This is a genomic window from Spongiactinospora sp. 9N601 (genome assembly GCF_044326295.1).
GTDB lineage: Bacteria > Actinomycetota > Actinomycetes > Streptosporangiales > Streptosporangiaceae > Spongiactinospora > Spongiactinospora gelatinilytica.
In genome coordinates, this window is sequence record NZ_JBIRBB010000006.1 from 458,089 (window position 1) to 477,826 (window position 19,738).

At 69.3% G+C, this 19,738-nt stretch carries 25 protein-coding genes and 1 pseudogene; 11 read left to right on the plus strand and 15 right to left on the minus strand.

Annotated features, from left to right (window positions below):
- Positions 1-17: 17 nt before the first annotated feature.
- Entirely contained in the window at positions 18-869 is an 852-nt protein-coding gene (locus tag ACH34R_RS17125) for a helix-turn-helix domain-containing protein (RefSeq protein ID WP_397562405.1), read from the plus strand.
- A gap of 77 nt (positions 870-946) precedes the next feature.
- Positions 947-1,396 (plus strand): hypothetical protein, encoded by a 450-nt coding sequence (locus tag ACH34R_RS17130; RefSeq protein ID WP_397562406.1) that lies wholly within the window; start codon positions 947-949, stop codon positions 1,394-1,396.
- 26 nt (positions 1,397-1,422) lie between these two features.
- On the opposite strand, the gene ACH34R_RS17135 is transcribed toward ACH34R_RS17130, so the two are convergent.
- From ACH34R_RS17135 to ACH34R_RS17145, 3 genes are all read right to left on the minus strand, one after another.
- Entirely contained in the window at positions 1,423-2,187 is a 765-nt protein-coding gene (locus ACH34R_RS17135; protein WP_397562407.1) for an ABC transporter permease, read from the minus strand.
- Between the two features lie 17 nt (positions 2,188-2,204).
- On the minus strand, positions 2,205-2,471 hold the full coding sequence (locus tag ACH34R_RS17140; RefSeq protein ID WP_397562408.1) for a hypothetical protein: 267 nt from the start codon (positions 2,469-2,471) through the stop codon (positions 2,205-2,207).
- A gap of 180 nt (positions 2,472-2,651) precedes the next feature.
- The gene (locus ACH34R_RS17145; RefSeq protein WP_397562409.1) at positions 2,652-3,305 is read right to left on the minus strand and encodes a histidine phosphatase family protein; all 654 of its coding nucleotides are present in this window, start codon (positions 3,303-3,305) and stop codon (positions 2,652-2,654) included.
- A gap of 175 nt (positions 3,306-3,480) precedes the next feature.
- On the opposite strand from ACH34R_RS17145, the gene ACH34R_RS17150 reads away from it, so the two are divergent.
- The gene (locus tag ACH34R_RS17150) at positions 3,481-3,654 is read left to right on the plus strand and encodes a hypothetical protein (RefSeq protein ID WP_397562410.1); all 174 of its coding nucleotides are present in this window, start codon (positions 3,481-3,483) and stop codon (positions 3,652-3,654) included.
- A 218-nt stretch (positions 3,655-3,872) separates the two neighbouring features.
- Here the strand turns inward: ACH34R_RS17150 and ACH34R_RS17155 are convergent, their stop codons facing one another.
- The gene (locus tag ACH34R_RS17155) at positions 3,873-4,319 is read right to left on the minus strand and encodes a hypothetical protein (protein ID WP_397562411.1); all 447 of its coding nucleotides are present in this window, start codon (positions 4,317-4,319) and stop codon (positions 3,873-3,875) included.
- 237 nt (positions 4,320-4,556) lie between these two features.
- Here ACH34R_RS17155 and ACH34R_RS17160 point away from each other — a divergent pair, with 237 nt between their 5' ends.
- Both ACH34R_RS17160 and ACH34R_RS17165 read left to right on the plus strand, forming a co-directional pair.
- A complete protein-coding gene (locus ACH34R_RS17160; protein ID WP_397562412.1) occupies positions 4,557-4,724 on the plus strand; it encodes a hypothetical protein in 168 nt (55 codons plus the stop codon).
- Positions 4,725-5,307: 583 nt separating this feature from the next.
- Positions 5,308-6,252 carry a helix-turn-helix domain-containing protein gene (locus ACH34R_RS17165; RefSeq protein WP_397562413.1) on the plus strand — a complete coding sequence of 315 codons (945 nt, stop codon included), beginning with the start codon at positions 5,308-5,310 and terminating at the stop codon, positions 6,250-6,252.
- Positions 6,253-6,570: 318 nt separating this feature from the next.
- Here ACH34R_RS17165 and ACH34R_RS17170 read toward each other — a convergent pair whose 3' ends face one another.
- The 7 genes from ACH34R_RS17170 to ACH34R_RS17200 form a co-directional block, all read right to left on the minus strand.
- Positions 6,571-7,446 carry a sigma-70 family RNA polymerase sigma factor gene (locus ACH34R_RS17170; RefSeq protein WP_397562414.1) on the minus strand — a complete coding sequence of 292 codons (876 nt, stop codon included), beginning with the start codon at positions 7,444-7,446 and terminating at the stop codon, positions 6,571-6,573.
- The gene (locus tag ACH34R_RS17175; protein ID WP_397562415.1) at positions 7,443-7,844 is read right to left on the minus strand and encodes a VOC family protein; all 402 of its coding nucleotides are present in this window, start codon (positions 7,842-7,844) and stop codon (positions 7,443-7,445) included. Before ACH34R_RS17175 ends, ACH34R_RS17170 begins: the two co-directional genes overlap by 4 nt.
- 271 nt (positions 7,845-8,115) lie before the next feature.
- Positions 8,116-8,889, minus strand: coding sequence for an SDR family NAD(P)-dependent oxidoreductase (locus tag ACH34R_RS17180; protein WP_397562416.1), 774 nt, complete (start codon positions 8,887-8,889; stop codon positions 8,116-8,118).
- Positions 8,876-9,442 carry a cupin domain-containing protein gene (locus ACH34R_RS17185; RefSeq protein WP_397562417.1) on the minus strand — a complete coding sequence of 189 codons (567 nt, stop codon included), beginning with the start codon at positions 9,440-9,442 and terminating at the stop codon, positions 8,876-8,878. Before ACH34R_RS17185 ends, ACH34R_RS17180 begins: the two co-directional genes overlap by 14 nt.
- Before the next feature lie 152 nt (positions 9,443-9,594).
- Positions 9,595-10,080 (minus strand): peptidoglycan-binding protein, encoded by a 486-nt coding sequence (locus tag ACH34R_RS17190; RefSeq protein ID WP_397562418.1) that lies wholly within the window; start codon positions 10,078-10,080, stop codon positions 9,595-9,597.
- Positions 10,081-10,441: 361 nt separating this feature from the next.
- On the minus strand, positions 10,442-11,380 hold the full coding sequence (locus tag ACH34R_RS17195) for a ferritin-like protein (RefSeq protein ID WP_397562419.1): 939 nt from the start codon (positions 11,378-11,380) through the stop codon (positions 10,442-10,444).
- A gap of 304 nt (positions 11,381-11,684) precedes the next feature.
- A complete protein-coding gene (locus ACH34R_RS17200) occupies positions 11,685-12,026 on the minus strand; it encodes an ArsR/SmtB family transcription factor (RefSeq protein ID WP_397562420.1) in 342 nt (113 codons plus the stop codon).
- 53 nt (positions 12,027-12,079) lie between these two features.
- Here ACH34R_RS17200 and ACH34R_RS17205 point away from each other — a divergent pair, with 53 nt between their 5' ends.
- Positions 12,080-13,147: a flavin-containing monooxygenase gene (locus ACH34R_RS17205; RefSeq protein ID WP_397562421.1), complete on the plus strand. Its 1,068-nt coding sequence runs from the start codon at positions 12,080-12,082 to the stop codon at positions 13,145-13,147.
- 6 nt (positions 13,148-13,153) lie between these two features.
- Here ACH34R_RS17205 and ACH34R_RS17210 read toward each other — a convergent pair whose 3' ends face one another.
- Positions 13,154-13,795, minus strand: a complete 642-nt coding sequence (locus ACH34R_RS17210) for a TetR/AcrR family transcriptional regulator (protein ID WP_397562422.1) — start codon at positions 13,793-13,795, stop codon at positions 13,154-13,156.
- Positions 13,796-13,885: 90 nt separating this feature from the next.
- On the opposite strand from ACH34R_RS17210, the gene ACH34R_RS17215 reads away from it, so the two are divergent.
- Positions 13,886-15,103 (plus strand): FAD-dependent monooxygenase, encoded by a 1,218-nt coding sequence (locus ACH34R_RS17215; RefSeq protein ID WP_397562423.1) that lies wholly within the window; start codon positions 13,886-13,888, stop codon positions 15,101-15,103.
- 96 nt (positions 15,104-15,199) lie between these two features.
- Here the strand turns inward: ACH34R_RS17215 and ACH34R_RS17220 are convergent.
- Positions 15,200-15,469 (minus strand): annotated as a pseudogene (locus ACH34R_RS17220) (hypothetical protein); the annotation flags it as partial.
- Between ACH34R_RS17220 and ACH34R_RS17225 the strand changes: the two are divergent.
- The 4 genes from ACH34R_RS17225 (at position 15,468) to ACH34R_RS17240 (ending at position 18,037) form a co-directional block, all read left to right on the plus strand.
- The gene (locus ACH34R_RS17225) at positions 15,468-16,124 is read left to right on the plus strand and encodes an arsenate reductase ArsC (RefSeq protein WP_397562424.1); all 657 of its coding nucleotides are present in this window, start codon (positions 15,468-15,470) and stop codon (positions 16,122-16,124) included. The pseudogene ACH34R_RS17220 and the gene ACH34R_RS17225 overlap by 2 nt on opposite strands.
- Before the next feature lie 86 nt (positions 16,125-16,210).
- A complete protein-coding gene (locus ACH34R_RS17230; protein WP_111165356.1) occupies positions 16,211-16,564 on the plus strand; it encodes a helix-turn-helix transcriptional regulator in 354 nt (117 codons plus the stop codon).
- The gene (gene arsB, locus ACH34R_RS17235; RefSeq protein ID WP_397562425.1) at positions 16,561-17,649 is read left to right on the plus strand and encodes an ACR3 family arsenite efflux transporter; all 1,089 of its coding nucleotides are present in this window, start codon (positions 16,561-16,563) and stop codon (positions 17,647-17,649) included. Before ACH34R_RS17230 ends, arsB begins: the two co-directional genes overlap by 4 nt.
- Positions 17,642-18,037, plus strand: a complete 396-nt coding sequence (locus ACH34R_RS17240; RefSeq protein ID WP_397562426.1) for an arsenate reductase ArsC — start codon at positions 17,642-17,644, stop codon at positions 18,035-18,037. The genes arsB and ACH34R_RS17240 overlap by 8 nt, the downstream gene beginning before the upstream one ends.
- Positions 18,038-18,055: 18 nt before the next feature.
- Here the strand turns inward: ACH34R_RS17240 and ACH34R_RS17245 are convergent, their stop codons facing one another.
- A complete protein-coding gene (locus ACH34R_RS17245; RefSeq protein ID WP_397562427.1) occupies positions 18,056-18,415 on the minus strand; it encodes a metalloregulator ArsR/SmtB family transcription factor in 360 nt (119 codons plus the stop codon).
- A gap of 36 nt (positions 18,416-18,451) precedes the next feature.
- Positions 18,452-19,723: an MFS transporter gene (locus tag ACH34R_RS17250; protein WP_397562428.1), complete on the minus strand. Its 1,272-nt coding sequence runs from the start codon at positions 19,721-19,723 to the stop codon at positions 18,452-18,454.
- Positions 19,724-19,738 lie beyond the last annotated feature (15 nt).

The window sequence follows — 19,738 nt, forward strand, 5'->3', positions numbered from 1 at the left end:
CAACGTTTCCCGTCCACGTGATCGAAGGAGGACGGGGCCGGGACGCGCCGCAGTTCGAGATCGGGCCGGTGCTCAGCCACGGACCCCGGGAGGCCGCGGCGATCCCGCACCGGCACGAGTTCCTGGAGATCCTGTACGTCCGCGAAGGACGCGGAACGCACATCATCGACGGCACGGAGTACCCGATCGAGGCCGGTCGGCTGTACCTGGTCCGCCGGGGGCAGGTACACGCCTGGGTGACCCCCGAACCCCTGGACGGGACCGTGGTGCTCTTCGACGAGCCCTTTCTCGCGGGGCCGGGAGCGCCCGATCCGGTGAACCTCGGCCAATACCCGAACATGCTCTGCCCCGACGCCGGTCGGCTTCCGAGGATCGAAGGGCTGCTCGCGGCCATGGCCGGTGAGTACGCCGAAGGCGATGACCAGTCGGACCCCATCGTGCGGCACCTGCTTTCCGCGCTGCTTTTGCTGTGCCGCCGGTTCGACGGTTTCAACGCGCCCGAAGGGCCGCGCACCGGGCTTTCGGCGGAACTGAGCGTGGAATTCAGCAAACTCGTCGCGGAAAAGGCGTCCGCCACCCTCACGGTGCGGTCGGCCGCCATGCGCCTCGGGGTCACATCGGGATATCTGCGTGAGGTGGTCGTCACGCAGACCGGGCGGACTCCTGGGCAGATCATCCGCTCGGCGGTGCTGACCGAGGCGCAGCGACTCCTCGCGAACACGGGCATGACCTGCGCACAGGTGGCGGACCGGCTCGGCTTCGAAGACGCCTCGTACTTCTCCCGCTTCTTCCGGCGCGAGGCTGGGGCGCCGCCGTCGGCGTACCGCAGACAGGCCCGTGAAAAGTACCAGGCTTGCCTCGGCGCATGAATGGGATCGGCGATACGGCCATTCATACGATTGGCCTGTCCCGTTAAGGGGGCGGCCGTTTCAGAAAGGGTCAGAAAATGAGCGGTAAGTACGGCAACCTGTTCGTCACCCACTTCCAGGAGTGCGGCGGCGACATGGTCTACGAAGGCGAGCCCGCCGGGCAGAGGCTGCCGCCGAACCTGGACGAGCCGCTGGCCGCGATGCGCTCGGCCGACGTGGCCCAGGCGACCACCTACATCACGACGAGCTGGGTGAAGGAGATCGACCACGAGGTCGAGTGGGTGCGCGAGCACGAGCACGTCTACGACGAGATCCTGATGTTCGTGGGAAACGACCCGAACAACCCGGATGACCTCGGCGGCGAGGTGTACATGACGATCGAGGGAGAAAGGCACGTGCTCACCACGACGAGTTCGGTCTTCATCCCCGCGGGCACCAAGCACTGCCCGCTCGGGTTCTACAAGGTCGAGCGCCCGTTCCGGTTCTTCGCGGTCGCGCTCAGCGGCACCGGGCGCTACATGCCCTGACACTCCGGGGAGCCACGCCGCCGCGCTCACCCCTCGATCTGACCGCCCGCGTCGGTGAACACGCCGCGGGCGACCAGTTCGGTGGTCACCAGCGTGGCCACCACCTCGGCGGCCAGCAAGGACACCAGCACCACGAGTTGTACCACCCCCGCCTCGATCGGCCCGGCCCCGCCGAGCAGCATCCCCACGAAGGCACCGGGAAGGGTGACCAGCCCGACCGTTCTGGTCTGGTCCAGCGCGGGCAGCAGGGCCTGGCTCGCCGCGGGCCGGCAGATCTCCAGCGCGGCTTCGCGGGGGAGAAGACCCAGCGCCAGCGCCGCCTCCACCTCGCCGCGGCGCACGCGCAGTTCGTCCAGCGCGCGGCGCCCGGCCAGGGCGGTGGCGGTCATGCAGCCGCCCAGCACGATCCCGGTGACGGGGATCAGCACGATCCCCTTGACGGCCACCACCCCGCCGGCCACGAGGATGATCAGTACCGGCAGCAGGCCCGCCGCGACCGGCACGGCCGCCCACCACGCGCGCGGCCCCCGGGTGATGCGCCGGCCGGCGGTGAAGGCGGCCACCGCGTACATGAGCAGGATGAACCCCGCCACCGCGCCCGCGTGGTTCACCGCCCAGGTGATCAGCGCGGAGACCGCGCCGAGCTGGAGAGCCGCGCGCAGGCAGGCGGTGAGGACGGCCTTGGCGTGGCCGAGCCTGCCCAGCCAGGCCACGGCGACGCCCAGCGTGATGAGCAGCAGCAGCACCGCCGGCAGCAGTGCGGTGACGGTGATCAGCGATGATGAGCCCACAACAGGCATTGTGCTGTTCACCTCCGGCGCGGTCGCCGAGTGGTGGCCCCGCGCGCGGTACGCGTCGGCCCGATCCAGCGGGTGCGCGCCCCCTCCCGCAGCGCGAGGAGGACCGTCCCGGCCAGGTCACCCGCGTTGATCGTGGCCGGGTCCTGGCCGCTCAAGATCGAGAAGAAGATCGGTCCGATCAGGAGGGCCACCGCCTGATCGCGGGAGATCGCGGCGTTCTCGGCGGACAGGACCGCGTCCAGGACGGCGGCGGCCCTGAAGATCGCCGCGGCCATCGTCCTGATCGCCGGGGTGCTCGTCCTCGCCGAAATGACCTGGGCGACTCGGCGAACGGCCCGCTCCACCCGGGCGGCATCGGGAACGCGACCGAGCACAGCAGTGCGGCACCGGGCAGAGGCGTTCGTCGCCGCCCTCGGCAAAAGGCGCAGGCCGGCAGGGAGTACTTCCGCTGCGCACTAATCGCCGGTGACCAGGCCACTCGGGAGATGCGCGATCCGGCCACCCCGTATCGAACCTCTGCCGTTGCCGTCCAGCCGTAAATCGACCACGGCCGTGTTGGGCAGCCTGAACGCCTGGGTGAACGCCCGGAACAGCCTCATCTCCGGGCCGGTCGGCGGGACGGGTTCGGTCATGAGCGCCCACAGCACCGCCTGGATGAAAATGCCGTGCGTGAACACCGCGATGGGTTCGTCCGCGCATCGCTGCATCCGTTCAAGAAAGCCGTGGGCTCTGGCGAGCAGGCCGGCGAACGATTCGGCGCCGGCGCCATCGGTATGGCGAGGATCGGCCCGTCGCCAGTACTCCTCCACCATGGGGCGCCGCTCGGCGACGGTGCTCAACCGGCCGTGCAGGGTGGGCAGATAGGTGAACTCGTGGACCGGCCACTCCTCGTGCGGGGTGCCGGGGAAGCGTTCGAGGGTGGGTTGCGCGGTCTGCTTGGTACGGGCGTAGGCCGAGGTCACGATCAGCGCGGGTGGTGCGGAGAGCGACGCTGCGAGGTGTACGGCCTGGGCTCTGCCCCGGTCGGTGAGCGAGATCGCCGCCGGGTCCGCCGTCGCCTCGCCGACATTGGCCACGCTCTCGGCATGCCGAATGAGCCAGGCCCGCATTCTGCCCATCCCTTCGTCAGGTGGTCGAGCGAACGCTCGGTCCTCGCAGCGGCCCGCGCGGGACACCCTGCTGATCGCGTGCCGGTGTTCTCCCTTAGCACTTCCCGGCTTCAGCGTCTGGTAGTGCTCTGTCGGATGCTCGGCCGACGAGCGTACGGGAGACAGGGGTGATCGCATGGAAGAGGACGAACGGCTACTTCATGCCTCGTCATTCGGCGCCGCGGCGGACGCGTACGCCGAGCACCGCCCGGGCTACGCGCCCGCCGCAATCCACTGGGCGCTCGAACCCGCGCCCGGCCCGCGAGTGCTCGACCTCGGCGCCGGAACCGGCAAGCTCACCGCCACGTGACCGCGGTCGCGGGACATGGGACACGACGACGGCATATACGGCACGTAGCGGGGACCGGCGCGTCGCGAAGCACCGGTGCGGCGGTGGCATCCGCTGAGACCCCGGCGGCCGATGGAAGCCGCCGCCGGGGTCGATCAGTTGGGTACACCGCTGCCATCGCTGGTCTCAGACGCCGCGATGCCGAAGTGACGTGCCGGCGAGCCAGGCCACCGATTTCGTTATCCGACGTCGTCCATGGTGCCGCGTCCGTGGCAGGTGGTGGTCGGCTCTCCGCCGCCCGTGCACCTCAGCCGGAACCAGTAGTAGCCCGTCTGACCAACGTTGTAGCGTTCCTGCGCATAGTCGTGGTTCGTTTTGACGACATCCGTCCAGATGGCATCCTTGCAGCCGCTGTTCGTTTTACAGAACACCAGATCGCCGTTGATGGTATTTCTGCTGTCGCCATATGGAACCAGCGTCAGCGCGATGAGCTCGCCCGCACTGTAGTAGCGTGCCTCCGACGTGACGCTGTACTGCCCGGTTTCGATGATCCGGTTGGCAGGAACGTTTGCGGCGGCGGGTAGCGCGGTGAACATGATCAGGCCGATGATCAGGCCGATGCCGGCCGTTATTCGTTTCAACGCTTCCTCCTGTTTAGGTTTCCGTATGATCGGCGTGTCGTCCACTATCTGATTGAGGGCGTCAATGGCTTGCCGTCGACGACTCCAGGGAGGTTCTCGTGAGCGCCGGGTCGGCCAGGTGTCGCCACTCGGTGAGGAATCGGTGGCGGCCCAGGAACCGCGTGAGCCGGTGCGCCGACCGTCGGCGGGCTTTCTGGAACATCGTGGGTCGCGACCGCAGGATTCGCTTCGTTTCGATGAGCTGGGGTTCAGACGCTCGAAGATTTACTGAGGAGTGTGCCGTTGAGAACTCCTACCGAATTCACCTTGGCCCCCTGCCTGAGGGCGCGTCCGGCCCCGCCCGGCGATCTGATCGCGCAGACCTGCGCTAACACGCTGGTGACGATGGCCCGGGTGCCGGCGCGCCGCCACATGCTGGAACTGGAGGTGATCGAAGTCGTGTTGCCATAGGGACGCCAGGTGTCGCGCTCCGTGACAGTGGCGGGGGCCGGAGGTCGCCGCCGGAGCGGCCTTGAAGGCCGTCTTTCGCCCCAGCGATGGACATGTGAGCTTTCTCCTTTGATCGGATGTGACGGCGGGACACCTGTCTTTCGGTTCTTGCTGTCGCGACTGAGGCCGATGGCGTGATCATCAGCGCCGTGGCTTTGCGGATGATGTCCATTCCTTCGGCGGCTGACCTCGCCGGAAGTGTTTCCTTGTTACGCTGGCCGCATGCCGAATGATCTCCCCCTGCATTTGTGAGCCGTTAAGTGTTCTTCGCTTCCCCGGATGCCTGACCTGCAGCACTCTCCCTGGACGCACCCAGTTTTGGCGAACGGCCGCACCAGGCGATCAGCTCAATAGTCCGATCTCACTTGATCGGCTACTTTCTGTAGTAGATTCTCCGCGGCAACGGCACCCATGTCATCAGCAGTAAGCGCAGTGCTCCGCGCATTGAGTGCACTAGCGCCGCCTGTCCGGCGGTGGCACGCTTCTCCCCGAAGGAAATGCGCGGCCTGGAGGTCTCATGCAAGCGGTCTTCGATACTTCGGTTATGCCTGTCAGCGAGCGCGTAGAGGGATGGCGGCACGTCACCTCGTCCGCATTGGTGGCCACGAGGTTCCACATCGATAACCCCTCCGCATTCGCCGCGCGACTCGACGTGATGCCTTTAGGAGTAGCCCATATCACGGCAATGTCCTATACTAATCTTTTCTCCATTCGGACGCCTCGATTGATCCGGCGATCAGACCCGGAGCACTACCAGATGGCCTTCATCCGCGCCGGGCGGCAGGGGATCGAGCAGAACCGTGCGCATGCCCTGGTACACCCAGGTGAGCTGGTGCTCTATGACAGCTCACAGCCGTTCGAGGCGTCGTGCAGTGGCCCCGCGAAGGCGTCGACGATCGTCCTGCAATTCCCCAAGCGCCTGTCACCGTTACCCGCGGCTCACGTGGCCCGGCTGCTCGCGGTCCCGCTCCCCGCCACCGGCGGTATCGGCCGGCTGCTCGCCCAGTTCATGACCACGCTGACCGAGGACCGGGTCGACTACACGCCGTTCGACATGCAGCGCCTCGGGCGCACCGCGGTCGACCTCACCGCCGCGGTGCTGGCCCACCACCTCGACGACGACGCCCCATCGCCGGCATCCCGGGCCGACCTGCTGGTGTTGCGCATCTTGTCGTTCATCGAGGAGAACCTGCACCGCCCGGACCTGGACCCCGCGGCCATCGCCGCCGCCCACCACATCTCCGTGCGCTACCTGCACCGGATCTTCCAGCAGCACCACGACACGTCCGTCGGCGCCCACCTCCGCACCCGGCGTCTGGACCACTGCAAGCGCGACCTGGCCGACCTCGCCCTGGAGCATGTGCCCATCGCGGCCATCGCCGCGCGCTGGGGCTTCGCCCAACCCGCGGATTTCAGCCGTGCGTTCCGCCGCGAGACAGGTCTGTCCCCCAGCGAGTACCGCGCCGCCGCCCGTGCCCGAAGCATCTGATCGTGTTCGAGAGAGATGGCCCGCTTGGTCCCCGAGAGGGGCTTGCCCGCCGGCCATCCCCGCCTGTCGCCGCCCCGAGGTCAGGAGTGCCCTTCCACCCGAGGAAACCTGATCTCCACCGACGCCGACCTCGACCGCGTCTTCCAGGCGCAGGTGACCGGCTGTTCGGTCCGCCCCATCCACCTGCGCCCGACGACCACCGGCAAGGAACTCCAGGCCATCAACGCCATGCCATGGAAGCCCCTCTGTCCCTCCACCGGCCGGGCACCGAAGCGAGCACCGGGGAGCGCGCGGCGGACACGCCCCTACCACACCGGCTCAGGCCGGAGCGGCCATATCGATCGCGGCGAGTCTGGCCGGGTCGACAAGGACATGGATGCTGGTGATCCGGCCTTCGGTGACGGTGAAAGCGATGACGGACAGAGGGGTTCCGTCGAGACGCCACGACATGTGGCCCGGGATGCCGTTGACCAGCACGGGTCGCTGGCGGGCGACCTCGCCGGAGAACATGCGGGCGCCGGTGGCGACCTCGGTGGCGCCGATGGTGACGACCATGCCGGCGGGGGTGTCGACGGTGAGCTTCACGTTCGGGTCGAGGACACGCAGGAGCGCTTCGAAGTCGCCGCTGAGGGCCGCCGTTCGGAATGCCCGGACGACCTCTTGGTGCTCGCGGCCGGAGCCCGCCGGCCGGTCCACGGCCTGGACCTTGCGGCGGGCGCGGCTGGCGATCATCTTGGTGGCATCGGGGGACTTGCCAAGGATCTTGCCGATGTCGCGGAACGGGACCGCGAAGATGTCGTGCAGGACGAACGCCAGGCGCTCGCTCGGAGTGAGCGAGTCGAGTACGACGAGCAGCGCGAAGCCCACCGAATCGGCCAGCGCGACCTGCTCATCCGGGGCGGGGTCGTCGGCGGGTGTCACGACGAGGCCCGCGAACTCGTGCCCGTAGGCGCTTTCCGGATGGGCTCGCCGGGATCTCAGGAGGTCCAGGCTGATCCGGCCGACCACGATGGTCAGCCACCCCGCCAGGTTGCCGATGGTCGCCTCGTCCTGGCGGGCGAGACGCATCCAGGCTTCCTGGACCACATCTTCGGCGTCGGCGTGCGAGCCCACCACACGGTACGCGAGGGCGCGCAGCCGATCGCGCTGTGCTTCAAAGGCCTCGGCCAGGAGGCAGGACGGATCAGCGGTCACGGCTTTGGCGGCTTTCGCTGCTGACGGAGCGAGACCCGGTTACCGTCCGGGTCCACCGCCTCGATTCGTACTCCGAACGGATAGTCCGCGGGTTCCCGCTCTGCGAAGGTGACGCCGCGCCGGCGTAGGATCTCGAAATCCCTCCGCAGATCGTCGGATTCGATGATCAGCGGGCCGGGCGCGCCCTCCTCGCCCACATCGCCTGGCTGACCCGCCGCCCCCGCATGCGACCACAGGAGGATCTGCAGCGGGCTGTCGGGAACGCCTACGGTCAGGAACCGGCCGTCGGGCCCCGAGAAGTCGATCCGCTTTTCCAGGCCGAGCCCCTCGGTGTAGAAATCCAGCGCGCGATCCTGGTCGGTGACGTAGATCGTCACGTACATGACGTTGGTCAGCATCCTGTTCTCGATTCACTCGTCGGTGCGATGACCGCTCGTTCTCGGTCGTCGCACCCATGACGAGTACCAACGGGAGAAGGTAACAGGATCAGTCCGCCTGCCGGTAGCGACGTGGCGCGCCCGCTGCCTCGTTGAAGCGGATGGCGCTCACGTGGAACAGCTCGGGCCGGGACCGCGCGGCTCGGTGCCGTCCCTCTGGTCTCTCGACCGATGCGGTCACATCACGGTGATGCGGCCTGTGATGAGAAGGCCGGGCCGACGCGATTCGTGGCTACCAGGTGGGCGCGGAGGAGACGCCGCCGTCCACCACCAGGTTGTGACCGGTCACCCATTCGGCCATCGGCGAGGCGAGGAAGACGCAGGCATCGCCGATGTCCTGGGGCCGGCCTCTGCGCCGCAGCGGGGCGGCGGACTCCCAGCGGCGGACCCCGTCGGGCCACTCCTCCTCCAGGCCGGGCTTGTCGATCAGTCCCGGGGAGACGACGTTGACGCGGATGCCCAGCGGCGCGTACTCGATGGCCGCGCTACGGGCGTGCATGATGACGGCCGCCTTGGACGAGCAGTAGTGCGCGTGCTGCCGGGCGGGGTGGCTTCCCTCGATGGAGGCGATGTGGGTGATCGACCCGCCGTCCGTCGAGCGCATCACCTCCACCGCGGCCTGCGTGCAGGCGAACACGCTGAGCAGATTGGTGTCCACCACCTGCCGCCACTCCGCGGCGGTCATGCCGTCGAGTGGCTGTACGGGCTGCACGCCGGCGTTGTTCACCAGGGCCGTCAGTCGTCCGGCCCATTCGGCCGACCGGCGGATGAGGCGGTGACACTCGTCCTCGTCGCGGACGTCCGCGCCCAGCGCGACCGCCTTGCCGCCGTGTCCCCGCACTCGCTCCACCAGTTCTTCCGCCCGCTCGGCCCCCTTGTGGTAATGGACGATCACGGCCGCACCGGCAAGGGCGAACCGCCAGGCGACGCCCCGGCCCACGGTGCCGCTGGCACCGGTGACCAGGACGCTCTGCCCGCTCAGGTCGGGCAACTCAGGAACGCTCAACGCCTTCCCCTCGCACGCCGTGCAGTTCCTCGGACTCCGCCGGGTGGCGCAGGGGGACGCCGGGACGACACAAGGCGCGGATTCGCTCCGCCGCCCGCGGGTAGCGCGCGCACAGGTCGTCGGCGTCTCCGCCTTCGTAGTCCGCCCAGGCGAAACCGGGTGCCATGGTGCAGCCGAACAGCGCCCACTCACCGTCCGGGACGACCCGTGCGCCCATCCAGGTGCCGCCGGGCACGGTCACCTGCACCTGCTGCCCGCCCAGTACATCCTGCCCGAGCAGGACGGTGCGGACGCCGCCGTCCGGATCGAGCAACAGCATTTCGAGGGGATCGCCGAGGTAGAAATGCCAGACCTCGTCAATCGGCAGGCGATGCATCGCGGAGAACTGGCCCTCCTCGCGGGAGAGCAGCACGATGATGGCCGTTCCCGCTGGACGCCCGCCGGGAAGCTCGGGCCCGGCCCAGGTGCTTAGGAAGACCCCTCCTTCGAGGGGCAACGGTTCGAGGCCGTAGTGGTCGGCCAATTCCTTCGCCGTGATGTTCGGGGGACGCATCTGCTGCCTTTCGTCACGTCGTCCGCAGGCTCGGAGGAAGATGATCCCATAGGTTGCCGTGGACGATGAGTCATCTTTCGTCCTTCCTTCCGCTCGATGGGAAATGACCAAGGCCGACATCCCAGAGGGATGTCGGCCTGGTCTGGTTGCGCTCACACGCCCGCATGCACGGGCGCGTTCTCCTCCCATGCGGCCTTCCACGTTTCATGGTCGACTATGCCGGTCACCTCCAGGCCCCTGAACTTCTGCAGTTCCTTGGTCGCCTGCTTGGTCTTCGGGCCGAACTGACTGTCGACCTCCAGGTCGGGCCAGCCGCGGTTGTTCACTTGCCGCTGCCACCTACGGACGCTGGGACCGGAGTCTCCCTGCTCCAGGGGAAGGTCGCTCGGCGGTGGCGGAGCGTCCGTGCTGGTGGCCTCCCAGGTGGCCTTCCACGTCTTCTTGTCGACTGTGCCGGTGGCCTCCAGGCCGTGCTCCATCTGGAAGTTGGCGCACAGGCGCCTGTCCTCGTGCCCGAACTCACCGTCCGTGGCGATGTGCCAGCCGCGTTTCCGCATCTGCCGCTGCCATTGATCGACCGCTTGGCCCGTCATGGTCGGCGGGTACTCCAGTTCCTCCTGGAACGGTGGTGCCGTCATTTGGGATTCCCTCCTCGGGTTGTGGGAAAGGCCTCGATGTCCGGCCGTATTTCCAGCACATCACAGGGGGGTCCGAGTGGGTCACCGCCTGATGTGTTTTGACCGCCCGCTTAATGCATTGCGCCCGATAGTACGACATGTCCTTATTAAGGCGGCAGCTCTAAGTCTTTTTGAAGTACACGGCATAGTCATTGCGATTGCATTGCCACGGGCCCGGCAATGGGCGTGGTCCACCCTGAGTGATCGGCATTGAGGTGAGCGCGCTTTGGGGGGCCGATGACCGTGGCCATCATCCCGCCCAGGCCCAGGCTGCCGCCACGGTCGTGAGCCCAGCGCTCCAGCGCGGCCAGTCGACGGCACCCTACCCCGGCGGTTGCATCCACACGAATTCCGGACGGATGCCGCGCTCGATGAGCGCCTCGCCTGCGCTCTGCAACTCGAACATCGTGGACATCGCCGCATCGTTCACATCCGCCCCCGTCGTCCAGCAGGACTCCAGCTCCATCAGAAGCCGGGTCAAGACGCGGCGGAACCCCAGCGACGGGTTCGGCTCAGCCGTAGAGGGCTCGAAGTGGTGCACTTCGGGCAAGGTGATGGACTCGCCGCTGTATGACCACTGGCCGTCGACCTTGATCAGTCGCCGCTGTACGTACAGCTCCTTGAACAAGTAGTAGTGTGCGTGGCTCGTGCTCCCGCCGGTGGGCGCGGTGGGCGAGTCGGGCACACCCTCTCCCTCGATCTTGATCCGGTCGATCGCCTCGATCGCGTCGGCGACGGTCCGGATCGGCCGGGCGTGGGGGACTCTCACCGCGTGGGCGTCCGGATCGATCTCGGGAGGGGACGTCTGGAACGTCATCTGGATCGAGTCGTAGAAGGCGCCGATCGTTGGCGGGGGCTGCTCCACCAGGCGGCCTACCGGCGGAAAGTCCGGGTGCTCGATCTGCATGAACACCGCGAGCTGGTCCTTGACCAGCGGCCTGATGCCGACCGGCAGCTCCTGCGGGATGCCGCCGGGCAGTTCGTCGGCCGGGTAGACGGGCAGGAAATCGGAGTGGGCCAGTGACGGCGTGCCGCCGACCGCCGTGAGCAGGTTCCCGGCCAGGGCGAAGTGGTACATCTCCTGGACGACGATCCGATGCAGGGCGCGCCTGGCATGGTGGGAGAAGTCCTTGACCGACCATTCCGCGCAGAGGTACGGCGGGATCGTGGCGAACTCCAATCGCATCGCCAGTTGCAACGCGCCCTTGAGATCCTCTGCCGAGAGGATCCCCGTCTCCACGTACTCTCTTATCGTCTTCATCTGGAAGTCCCCGCTGTCCCTGGCTTCATCGCACCCCCCGGGTCACTTGGGTCGTACTTCGGCCGCCAAGACCCCGGGGGTGAGGGCCGCCCTCCCGCTTAGGGGAGTTTTCCCAGGTCACAGTGGCTGAAGCGAGGCAACCGCCCGGCGGTGACATCCCAGACGCCGACCATGTTCCTGGCGGCCGGAGATCCACCGCAGCAGCCGGAACGCGCGTTCGCTGACCTCGCGTGAGCCGATGTCCGTCAGGAGCCTGGGCGTGCCGGTCGCGGTACGGGCCGGGCTGCGACGGTCTCCGGCCCGGTCAGCCGCAACCACCGACAGAGGCGCCATCGCCCGGCGGGCAGCACGCGGCCAAGGCCACCTGCAGATCGGCCAGCGCCCGCCGCACCCCGTCGGGGTCGGCGCGGTAGTAGACGGTCTTCCACTCGCGCCGGGAGGTGAGCACCCCGCCCTCACGCAGCGTCGCCAGGTGTGTGGAGGTGGCCGACTGGGCCAGCGACAAGCGCTCGGCCACCTCGCCCACGGTCAGCTCCACCCCGCCCTCGAACAGGAACAGGATCTCCTGGCGGGTGTCGCTGGCCAGGGCCTTGAGGAAGCCGCGCGCCGCGTCGGTGAGCTGGAGGCCGCCGCCTGTCGTCTGCATGGCACGATTCTATCGTATTGTCATTTCCGGATATGAAGATATGATTCTGTGGCATGGACACCATCGTCATCGGCGCCGGCCAGTCCGGCCTCGCCGCCGCCCGCGCGCTGCGCGCCGCCGGCCGTACCCCCGTCATCGTCGAGGCCGGCCCGACGCCCACCGGCTCCTGGGGCGGCTACTACGACAGCCTCACCCTGTTCTCGCCCGCCCGCTACAGCGCCATGCCCGGCCAGGACTTCCCCGGCGACGGCGACCGCTACCCCACCCGCGATGAGGTCGTCGCCTACCTGCGGCGCTACGCCGATGGCCTGGACGTCGAGATCCGTACCAGCACCCGTGTCACCGCGGTGGAAGCCGACGGCGCGGGCGGCTTCCTCGTCCACACCGCCGCCGGGGAGACCCTGCGCGCCATGGGCGTGATCGCGGCCAGCGGCTCCTTCGGCAACCCCTACACCCCCGCCCTGCCCGGCCAGGACGGCTATACCGGGCAAGCCCTGCACGTGGCCGCCTACCGCAACCCCAAGCACTACGCCGGGCGGCGCGTCGTGGTGGTCGGCGGCGGCAACTCCGCCGTCCAGGTCGCCTACGAACTGGCCGCGGTGGCCGACGTCACCATCGCCTCACGTCGGCCGCTGCGGCTCATGCCGCAGATCGTCGGCGGCCAGGACGTGCACTACTGGCACACCACCACCGGCTTCGACCGGCTCCCGCCCGCCTGGCTGGCCCGCGTCGCGAGCGGCACCCTGGTCATGGACACCGGCGACTACGCCGCCGCCCTGGGCGACGGCCGTCTGCGGCGCCGTGCGATGTTCACCGCCTTCGACGGCGACCGGCTCATCTGGGCCGACGGCGAGCGCGAGCGCGTCGATACGGTGATCTACGCGACCGGCTACCTGCCGCACCTGGATTACCTGGCTCCGCTCGGCGCCCTCGACGAGGCGGGGCTGCCCCTGCACGCCGGCGGCCTGTCCACCACCCACCTCGGGCTCGGCTACGTCGGGCTGGAGTTCCAGCGTTCCTTCGCCTCCAACACCCTGCGCGGCGTTCACCGCGACGCCGAACACGTTGCGGCGCCGATCGCCGCCTACGCCGGGGGCGTCCTGACCGCCTACGGCCTGTGACACGTGTCAGGGTTCCACGGCCGTGTAGCGACGCAGGTCGGCGTCGGTGGACGGGGCCCCGGGCAGGGCGGTTCCGCCGCCGGCGCGCAGGCCGTCCAGCATGATCTCCACCATCCGGCGCACGGCCTGGTCGCCGGACACGTTGGCCGGAGCGTAGACGTGCAGGGTCATGACCATGGCGATGTCCAAGGGCCCGGCGTCCGCGCGCAGCGTCCCGTCCGCCTGGGCGCGCGCGGTCAGCTCCAGGACCGCGGCGATCACTCGTTGCCGGATCTCGTCCAGGTCCTGACCGGTGCGCATCTCCCGCTGCAGGCGGGGATCGAGCCTGGCCGCCAGCTCGCCGAGCCGTAGCTCCGCGCAGGAGCGCAGGAAGCGGCACAGCGCGTGCCAGGCGTCGGGCTCCTCACGGCGGGCGGTCTCGACGAGGTCGGCCAGGCGGCGCAGGGTGTCCTCCGCCACGGCGCGCAGCAGGGCGTCGCGGTCGGGGAAGCGGCGGTACAGCGTGCCGATGCCCACGCCCGCCCGGCGGGCCACCTCATCCAGCGGAACGTCGATGCCCTGCTCCAGGAACAGCCGCTGAGCGGCCGTGACGATCAGGTCCCGGTTGCGGCGGGCGTCCGCGCGCAGCCGCGGTGTCGTACCTGCCACTTCTCGGCCGCCTCTCGAACTGGACGTTTCTTCTCCGCTTAGGTTACAGTCAACAAAGCGGAGCAATTTCATCCGGTTATGGGGTGTGTCATGAGCGAGCGGACCGTACTGATCTCCGGAGCGGGCGTCGGCGGCCCGACGCTGGCGTACTGGCTGGCCAGGAACGGCTTCCGGGTCACCGTCGTCGAACGGGCCCGGGAGCCGCGCTCCAGCGGGAACCCGGTGGACGTCAAAGGGCCGGCCGTCGGCATCGCCCAGCGGATGGGCATACTGCCTCAACTGCGTCAGGCCGCCACCGGCAACACCGGGCTCACCTTCGTCGACGCGAACGGCAGGCGCACCGGCCGGCTGGACATGCGCGCCGTCCACCGGCCGGGCGAGATCGAACTGCCCCGCGCCGACCTGTCCGCCATCCTGTTCCAGGCCGGCCGCGAGCACGCCGAGTACGTCTTCGACGACTCCATCGCCTCGCTCGCCCAGGACGAGCGCGGGGTCGAGGTCACCTTCGAGCGCGGTACGGCACGCCGCTTCGACCTGGTGATCGGGGCCGACGGGCTGCACTCGGTGACCCGGCGGCTGACGTTCGGCACCGGCCTCGTCCACCACATGGGCCTGTACGTCGCCACGATGCCGCTCGGCGGTGAGCCCGGTCCCGGCCAAGGCATCAGGGACATCGTCATGCACAACGTGCCGGGCAAGGCCGTCGCCGTCTGCCCCGTCCCGGGTGGCGAGGGGGCGTTCTTCCTCTACCGCGCCCCGGCCGAACCCGGCTTCGACCCCCGCGAAACCGGCCGGCACAAGCGGATGCTGGCGCGCGCGTTCGCCGGGGTGTCCTGGCGCGCTCCAGAGCTGCTGGAGCGGGTCCGCGCCGCCGAGGACCTGTACTTCGACGCGGTGAGCCGGGTGGCCCTGCCCCGCTGGTGGCAGGGCCGGGTGGCGCTGCTCGGCGATGCGGCGTCCTGCGCGTCACTGTTCGGTGACGGCTCGACCCTGGCCATGGCGGGGGCGTACACGCTGGCCGGGGAACTGGCCGCCGGCCCGGACGACCCGCCGTCGGCGTTCCGCCGCTACGAGAGCCGGCACCGGCGTCTGGCCGATTCCAGGCAGCGCGGCGTCGGCCTGGCCGCGGGCCTCCTCGTACCCTCGACCCGGCGCGGCATCCTCATGCGGAACCTGGCCATCCGGGTGTGGCCGGCCGTCTCCGCCGCCGCCCGGCTGCGCGGCGCACTGCCCGGCTCGCGCGTACCGGCCGCGACCGGCACTTCGACACGCGGGCAGAACGGCGGTCCCGCGAACGATCGCTCCTAGCGACGACGAAACAGCCGGCGCGTGATCCTCCATGATGGTCGCCGTCCACCCGGTGCCGGCCACGGCCGGAATGCCCAGTCCGCGGGCCACGATCGAGGCGTGTGACAGTGGCGCGCCAAGGCCGGTCACGACGGCGGCGGCCCGTGGAGACATCACATGGACCCGCTCGCGGCACGGGCAGCGCGGCGAACGGCTCGTCGTGGGTCTTCCGGTGCAGGTAGATCGTGCCTTTGGCGACACCGGCAGGCCGGTGCGTGGGGAGGTGCGAGTGTTCACCTGGCGTTCGCCCACCTCCGATAGATACCTGTCAATATCGATAAGGGCCGAAATAGTCGGACATCGATATGCTGTGGCGGGAGTGCTCATGACCAGCACCTACAAGCGCGAGGACCTGTCCATCGACCAGCAGCTCGCCCTGACCACCGCGGCACGGCGGCTACGCGAGGCGTTCACCGGCGTGTTCGGCACCGAGACGATCGAACGCTTCCTGCACAGCAGCTACGAGCAGTTCGCCACCAAGGCGGCCGTGGCGAACTTCCTGCCGCTGCTGGCCGAACGGTTCGCCCGACAGCGGTTGCACGCCCTGGCCCGGGTCGAGGGCAAGGGCGACGGACGGCCGATCGTGCTGTTCTTGTGCGTGCACAACGCCGGGCGCTCGCAGATGGCGCTGGGGTTCTTCACCCACCTGGCCGGTGAGCACGCGGTCGGCTGGTCGGGCGGTTCGGAGTTCGCCGGTGAGATCAACCCGGCCGCCGTGGCCTCGATGGCCGAGCGGGGCATCGACATCTCCCGCGAGTTCCCCAAGCCGTGGACCGCCGAGATCGTCCAGGCCGCCGACGTGGTGGTCACCATGGGCTGCGGCGACGCCTGCCCCGTCTACCCCGGCAAGCGCTACCTGGACTGGGAGCTGGACGACCCCGACGGCCGCACGACCGATGAGGTCCGGCCGATCCGCGATGAGATCGAGCGCCGGGTCCGGGGGCTGCTGGCCGAGCTGGAGGTACCCTTGCCGCGGCCGTGAATAGACGAGTATCAATATGGACATATAGTGGATTCGACGCCGATCGATGCCAGTCGCGTTCGATCCGAGCCGAGCTGGAGGATGCGATGGACCTGCTGCAACTCCTGGAGTGCAGCCCCCCGCTGGCACGCGAGCCGCTGAACGCCGGCCAGGCCGCCGCGATCGCCCGCGTGTTCAAGGCGCTGGGTGACCCGGTACGGCTGCGCATCTTGTCCATCGTGGCCAGTCGCGAGGGCGGCGAGGTCTGCGTGTGCGACATCACCGGCGCCTTCGAGGTCTCCCAGCCCACCATCTCCCACCACCTCAAGGTGCTCAAGGAGGTCGGCCTGCTGGTCAGCGAACGCCGGGCCTCGTGGGTGTACTACCGCCTGGTCCCCGAAACCCTCGGCGAACTGTCGAGCCTGCTGAACCTACCCGCCACCACCACAGGAACCCCATGACCTCCACCTCCGCGCACGCCCCGGCACGCCAGGCCGCAGTGATCGGCGCCCTTTCGGCCCTGGACCGGCTGCTGCCCCTGTGGATCGGCCTGGCCATGGCCGCCGGGCTGCTGCTGGGCCGCCTGCTGCCCGGCCTGAACACCGCGCTGGACACGGTGAAGATCGGCCAGATCTCGCTGCCCATCGCGCTCGGCCTGCTGCTGATGATGTACCCGGTGCTGGCCAAGGTCCGCTATGACCGCCTGTCCACCGTGACCGGCGACCGCCGCCTGCTGATCTCCTCGCTGGCACTGAACTGGATCGCCGGACCGGCGCTGATGTTCGCCCTGGCCTGGATCCTCCTGCCCGACCTCCCCGAATACCGCACCGGGCTGATCATCGTCGGCCTGGCGCGCTGCATCGCCATGGTCCTCATCTGGAACGACCTGGCCTGCGGCGACCGCGAGGCCGCCGCCGTCCTGGTCGCGATCAACTCGATCTTCCAGGTGGTCGCCTTCGGCGCGCTCGGCTGGTTCTACCTACAGGTGCTCCCCGGATGGCTCGGACTGCCGCAGGCGGCGCTACAGGTCTCGGCATGGGACATCGCCTTCTACGTGCTGATCTTCCTCGGCATTCCGCTGGCCGCCGGATACGCCTCGCGCAGGCTGGGCGAGCGCGTCCGCGGCCGGGACTGGTACGAGAGCCGGTTCCTGCCCCGCATCGGCCCGATCGCGCTGTACGGGCTGTTGTTCACCATCGTCATCCTGTTCGCCCTGCAGGGCCACACGATCAGCGAGCGCCCGCTGGACGTGGCCCGCATCGCGCTGCCGCTGCTCGCCTACTTCGCGCTGATGTGGGGCGGCGGCTTCGCCCTCGGCAAGGTCATCGGCCTGAACTATGAGCGCACCACCACGCTCGCCTTCACCGCCGCGGGCAACAACTTCGAGCTGGCCATCGCGGTCGCGGTCGGGGTCTTCGGCGTCACCTCCGGCCAGGCGCTGGCCGGGGTGGTCGGCCCGCTCATCGAGGTGCCCGTCCTGGTCGCCCTGGTCTACGTCGGCCTGGCCGGTCGGCGCCTGTTCGGCAAGGAGGCAGCCCGTGCCTAGCGTGCTGTTCGTCTGTGTCCACAACGCCGGACGCTCCCAGATGGCCGCCGGATGGCTGTCACATCTGGCCGGTGATCGCATCGAGGTCCGCTCGGCCGGATCGCAGCCCGCGGCGGAGATCAACCCGGTCGCGGTGCAGGCCATGCGCGAGGTGGGCATCGACATCACCGGCCACCAGCCCAAGATCCTCACTGTTGACGCCGTCGAGGGCTCGGACGTGGTGATCACCATGGGTTGCGGCGACGCCTGCCCGATCTTCCCTGGCAAACGCTATGAGGACTGGGCTCTGGCGGATCCCGCCGGGCAGGACATCGAGGCCGTGCGGATCATCCGGGATGAGATCCGCGGGCGGATCGAGAAGCTGATCGGCGAACTGCTGCCGCAGTAGACGAGCCCAGACGTCCGCTCACGGGGAGGCGGTCTCGGCGAGCGGGGTGAACAGCGCGCCGAGCCTGGCCACCTGCTGCGGGATGATCCGGTAGTACACCCAGGTGCCGCGGCGTTCGCCGTCGATCAGCCCGGCGGTGCGCAGCACCTTCAGGTGATGGCTGATGGTGGGGGCGGTCAGGTCGAAGGCGCCGGTCAGGTCGCACACGCAGATCTCGCCGCCGGTGTGGGAGCCGATCATCGACAACAGCCGCAGCCGGACCGGGTCGGCCACCGCTTTCAGCAGGACGGCAAGCTCAGCCGCCTCGGACTCGTTGAGCCGCTGGCGCGCGATCGGCGGGCAGCACTCGATCGTGACGGCGGCCACAGCAGCCCCCACGGCCCCCACCTCCTCGTATTTCGATGTTCGTCGAAATTATACGCGGTGGTAGGCGATCAGGGCCACCGAGGCGATTCCGGAGGCGACCGCCACCGCCGCCATCACCCAGGCGTAGCCGACGCTCTGGGCCAGAGCGACGGCGCCGAGCGGGGCCAGGGCCTTGTCGGTGACGGAGAACACGGCGATCCGGCCGGACAACGTGGCGTAGGCGGCGGTGCCGTACCGGCTGACGAGCAGGTGCGGCAGGGCGATGGAGGCGATGCCGAAGCCGAGCCCGAAGCCCAGAACGCAGCCGATCGCACCGGCCACGCTGCGCCCGGCGAGCGGCAGAAGCAGGGCGGCGACGCCCTGGAGAGCGAAGATCGCGGCGGCGATGAGGGCGGTGGGCAGCCGTCGTTGCAGACCGGTGGTGATCAGGCGGCCGGTGACCGACAGCACTCCCAGCAGACCCGCCAGCGTGGCCGCCAGGACCGGGCTGTGGCCGAGGTGGATGAGGTAGGTGACCAGCAGGACCGCCATGGTGGCCACCGCGCCGCCGCTGGCGGTGAAGGCGAGCACCAGCAGCCAGAACGGGCGGCGGCGGGTCGCGGCCTTGACGATCTCGGTTCTGTGCCCGGCCGCCGTGGTCGTGCGGGTCGCCGCGGGACGGCGGCGGATGACGAGCGCGTGCAGCGGGATCGCCGCGGCCCCGTACAGGACGGCGAGGACCAGCAGGGCCTGGCGCCAGCCATAGGAGTCGACCAGCAGCCCGGTGAGCGGAATGAAGATCGAGGACGCGAACCCGGCCACGATGGTCAGCGCCAGCAGGCCGCCCGCGCGTCCCTTCGCATCCCCGTCGTACCAGCCGACGATGACGGCGAAGGCGGCCTCGTACAACACCATGGCGCAAGCGATGCCGACCGCGGCGAACACGGCGTACAGCTGCCACAGCTCTTCCACTCGCGACCAGGCCAGCACCGCCGCCGTACCGAGGACCGAGCCGGTGCTCATCAGCCCGCGACCGCCGCGCGCGTCCAGCCATCGGCCCACGGCCGGGGCGCACAGCGCGGCGATCAGCACGGACGCGGTGAGCGCGGCGGCGACCTGGGTGGGGGAGGCGTCGAGGTCGGCGGCCATCGGCGTCAGGAACACCGAGAAGGCGTAGTAGAGCACGCCGTAGCCGATGGTCTGCGTGATGGCCAGGGCGGCGACGATGCGCCGGCCGTGCCGGGACCGCGGCCGGGAGCGTCCGCCGCCGGTGCCTCGGGGGGCGGCGGACGAGCCGGTGGCCGGAGTGGCGGTGCTCACAAGGGCCCGCCGAACTGCCATGCGAGAAGCATGTCG

Bases quoted from the DNA above. Each gene is read 5' to 3' on its own strand.
- ACH34R_RS17130 (WP_397562406.1), top strand. From the start codon at position 947: ATGAGCGGTAAGTACGGCAACCTGTTCGTCACCCACTTCCAGGAGTGC.
- ACH34R_RS17140 (WP_397562408.1), bottom strand. From the start codon at position 2,471: ATGGCCGCGGCGATCTTCAGGGCCGCCGCCGTCCTGGACGCGGTCCTG.
- ACH34R_RS17145 (WP_397562409.1), bottom strand. From the start codon at position 3,305: ATGCGGGCCTGGCTCATTCGGCATGCCGAGAGCGTGGCCAATGTCGGC.
- ACH34R_RS17150 (WP_397562410.1), top strand. From the start codon at position 3,481: ATGGAAGAGGACGAACGGCTACTTCATGCCTCGTCATTCGGCGCCGCG.
- ACH34R_RS17165 (WP_397562413.1), top strand. From the start codon at position 5,308: ATGCCTGTCAGCGAGCGCGTAGAGGGATGGCGGCACGTCACCTCGTCC.
- ACH34R_RS17175 (WP_397562415.1), bottom strand. From the start codon at position 7,844: ATGCTGACCAACGTCATGTACGTGACGATCTACGTCACCGACCAGGAT.
- ACH34R_RS17185 (WP_397562417.1), bottom strand. From the start codon at position 9,442: ATGCGTCCCCCGAACATCACGGCGAAGGAATTGGCCGACCACTACGGC.
- ACH34R_RS17190 (WP_397562418.1), bottom strand. From the start codon at position 10,080: ATGACGGCACCACCGTTCCAGGAGGAACTGGAGTACCCGCCGACCATG.
- ACH34R_RS17195 (WP_397562419.1), bottom strand. From the start codon at position 11,380: ATGAAGACGATAAGAGAGTACGTGGAGACGGGGATCCTCTCGGCAGAG.
- ACH34R_RS17200 (WP_397562420.1), bottom strand. From the start codon at position 12,026: ATGCAGACGACAGGCGGCGGCCTCCAGCTCACCGACGCGGCGCGCGGC.
- ACH34R_RS17205 (WP_397562421.1), top strand. From the start codon at position 12,080: ATGGACACCATCGTCATCGGCGCCGGCCAGTCCGGCCTCGCCGCCGCC.
- ACH34R_RS17215 (WP_397562423.1), top strand. From the start codon at position 13,886: ATGAGCGAGCGGACCGTACTGATCTCCGGAGCGGGCGTCGGCGGCCCG.
- ACH34R_RS17225 (WP_397562424.1), top strand. From the start codon at position 15,468: ATGACCAGCACCTACAAGCGCGAGGACCTGTCCATCGACCAGCAGCTC.
- ACH34R_RS17230 (WP_111165356.1), top strand. From the start codon at position 16,211: ATGGACCTGCTGCAACTCCTGGAGTGCAGCCCCCCGCTGGCACGCGAG.
- arsB (WP_397562425.1), top strand. From the start codon at position 16,561: ATGACCTCCACCTCCGCGCACGCCCCGGCACGCCAGGCCGCAGTGATC.
- ACH34R_RS17250 (WP_397562428.1), bottom strand. From the start codon at position 19,723: ATGGCAGTTCGGCGGGCCCTTGTGAGCACCGCCACTCCGGCCACCGGC.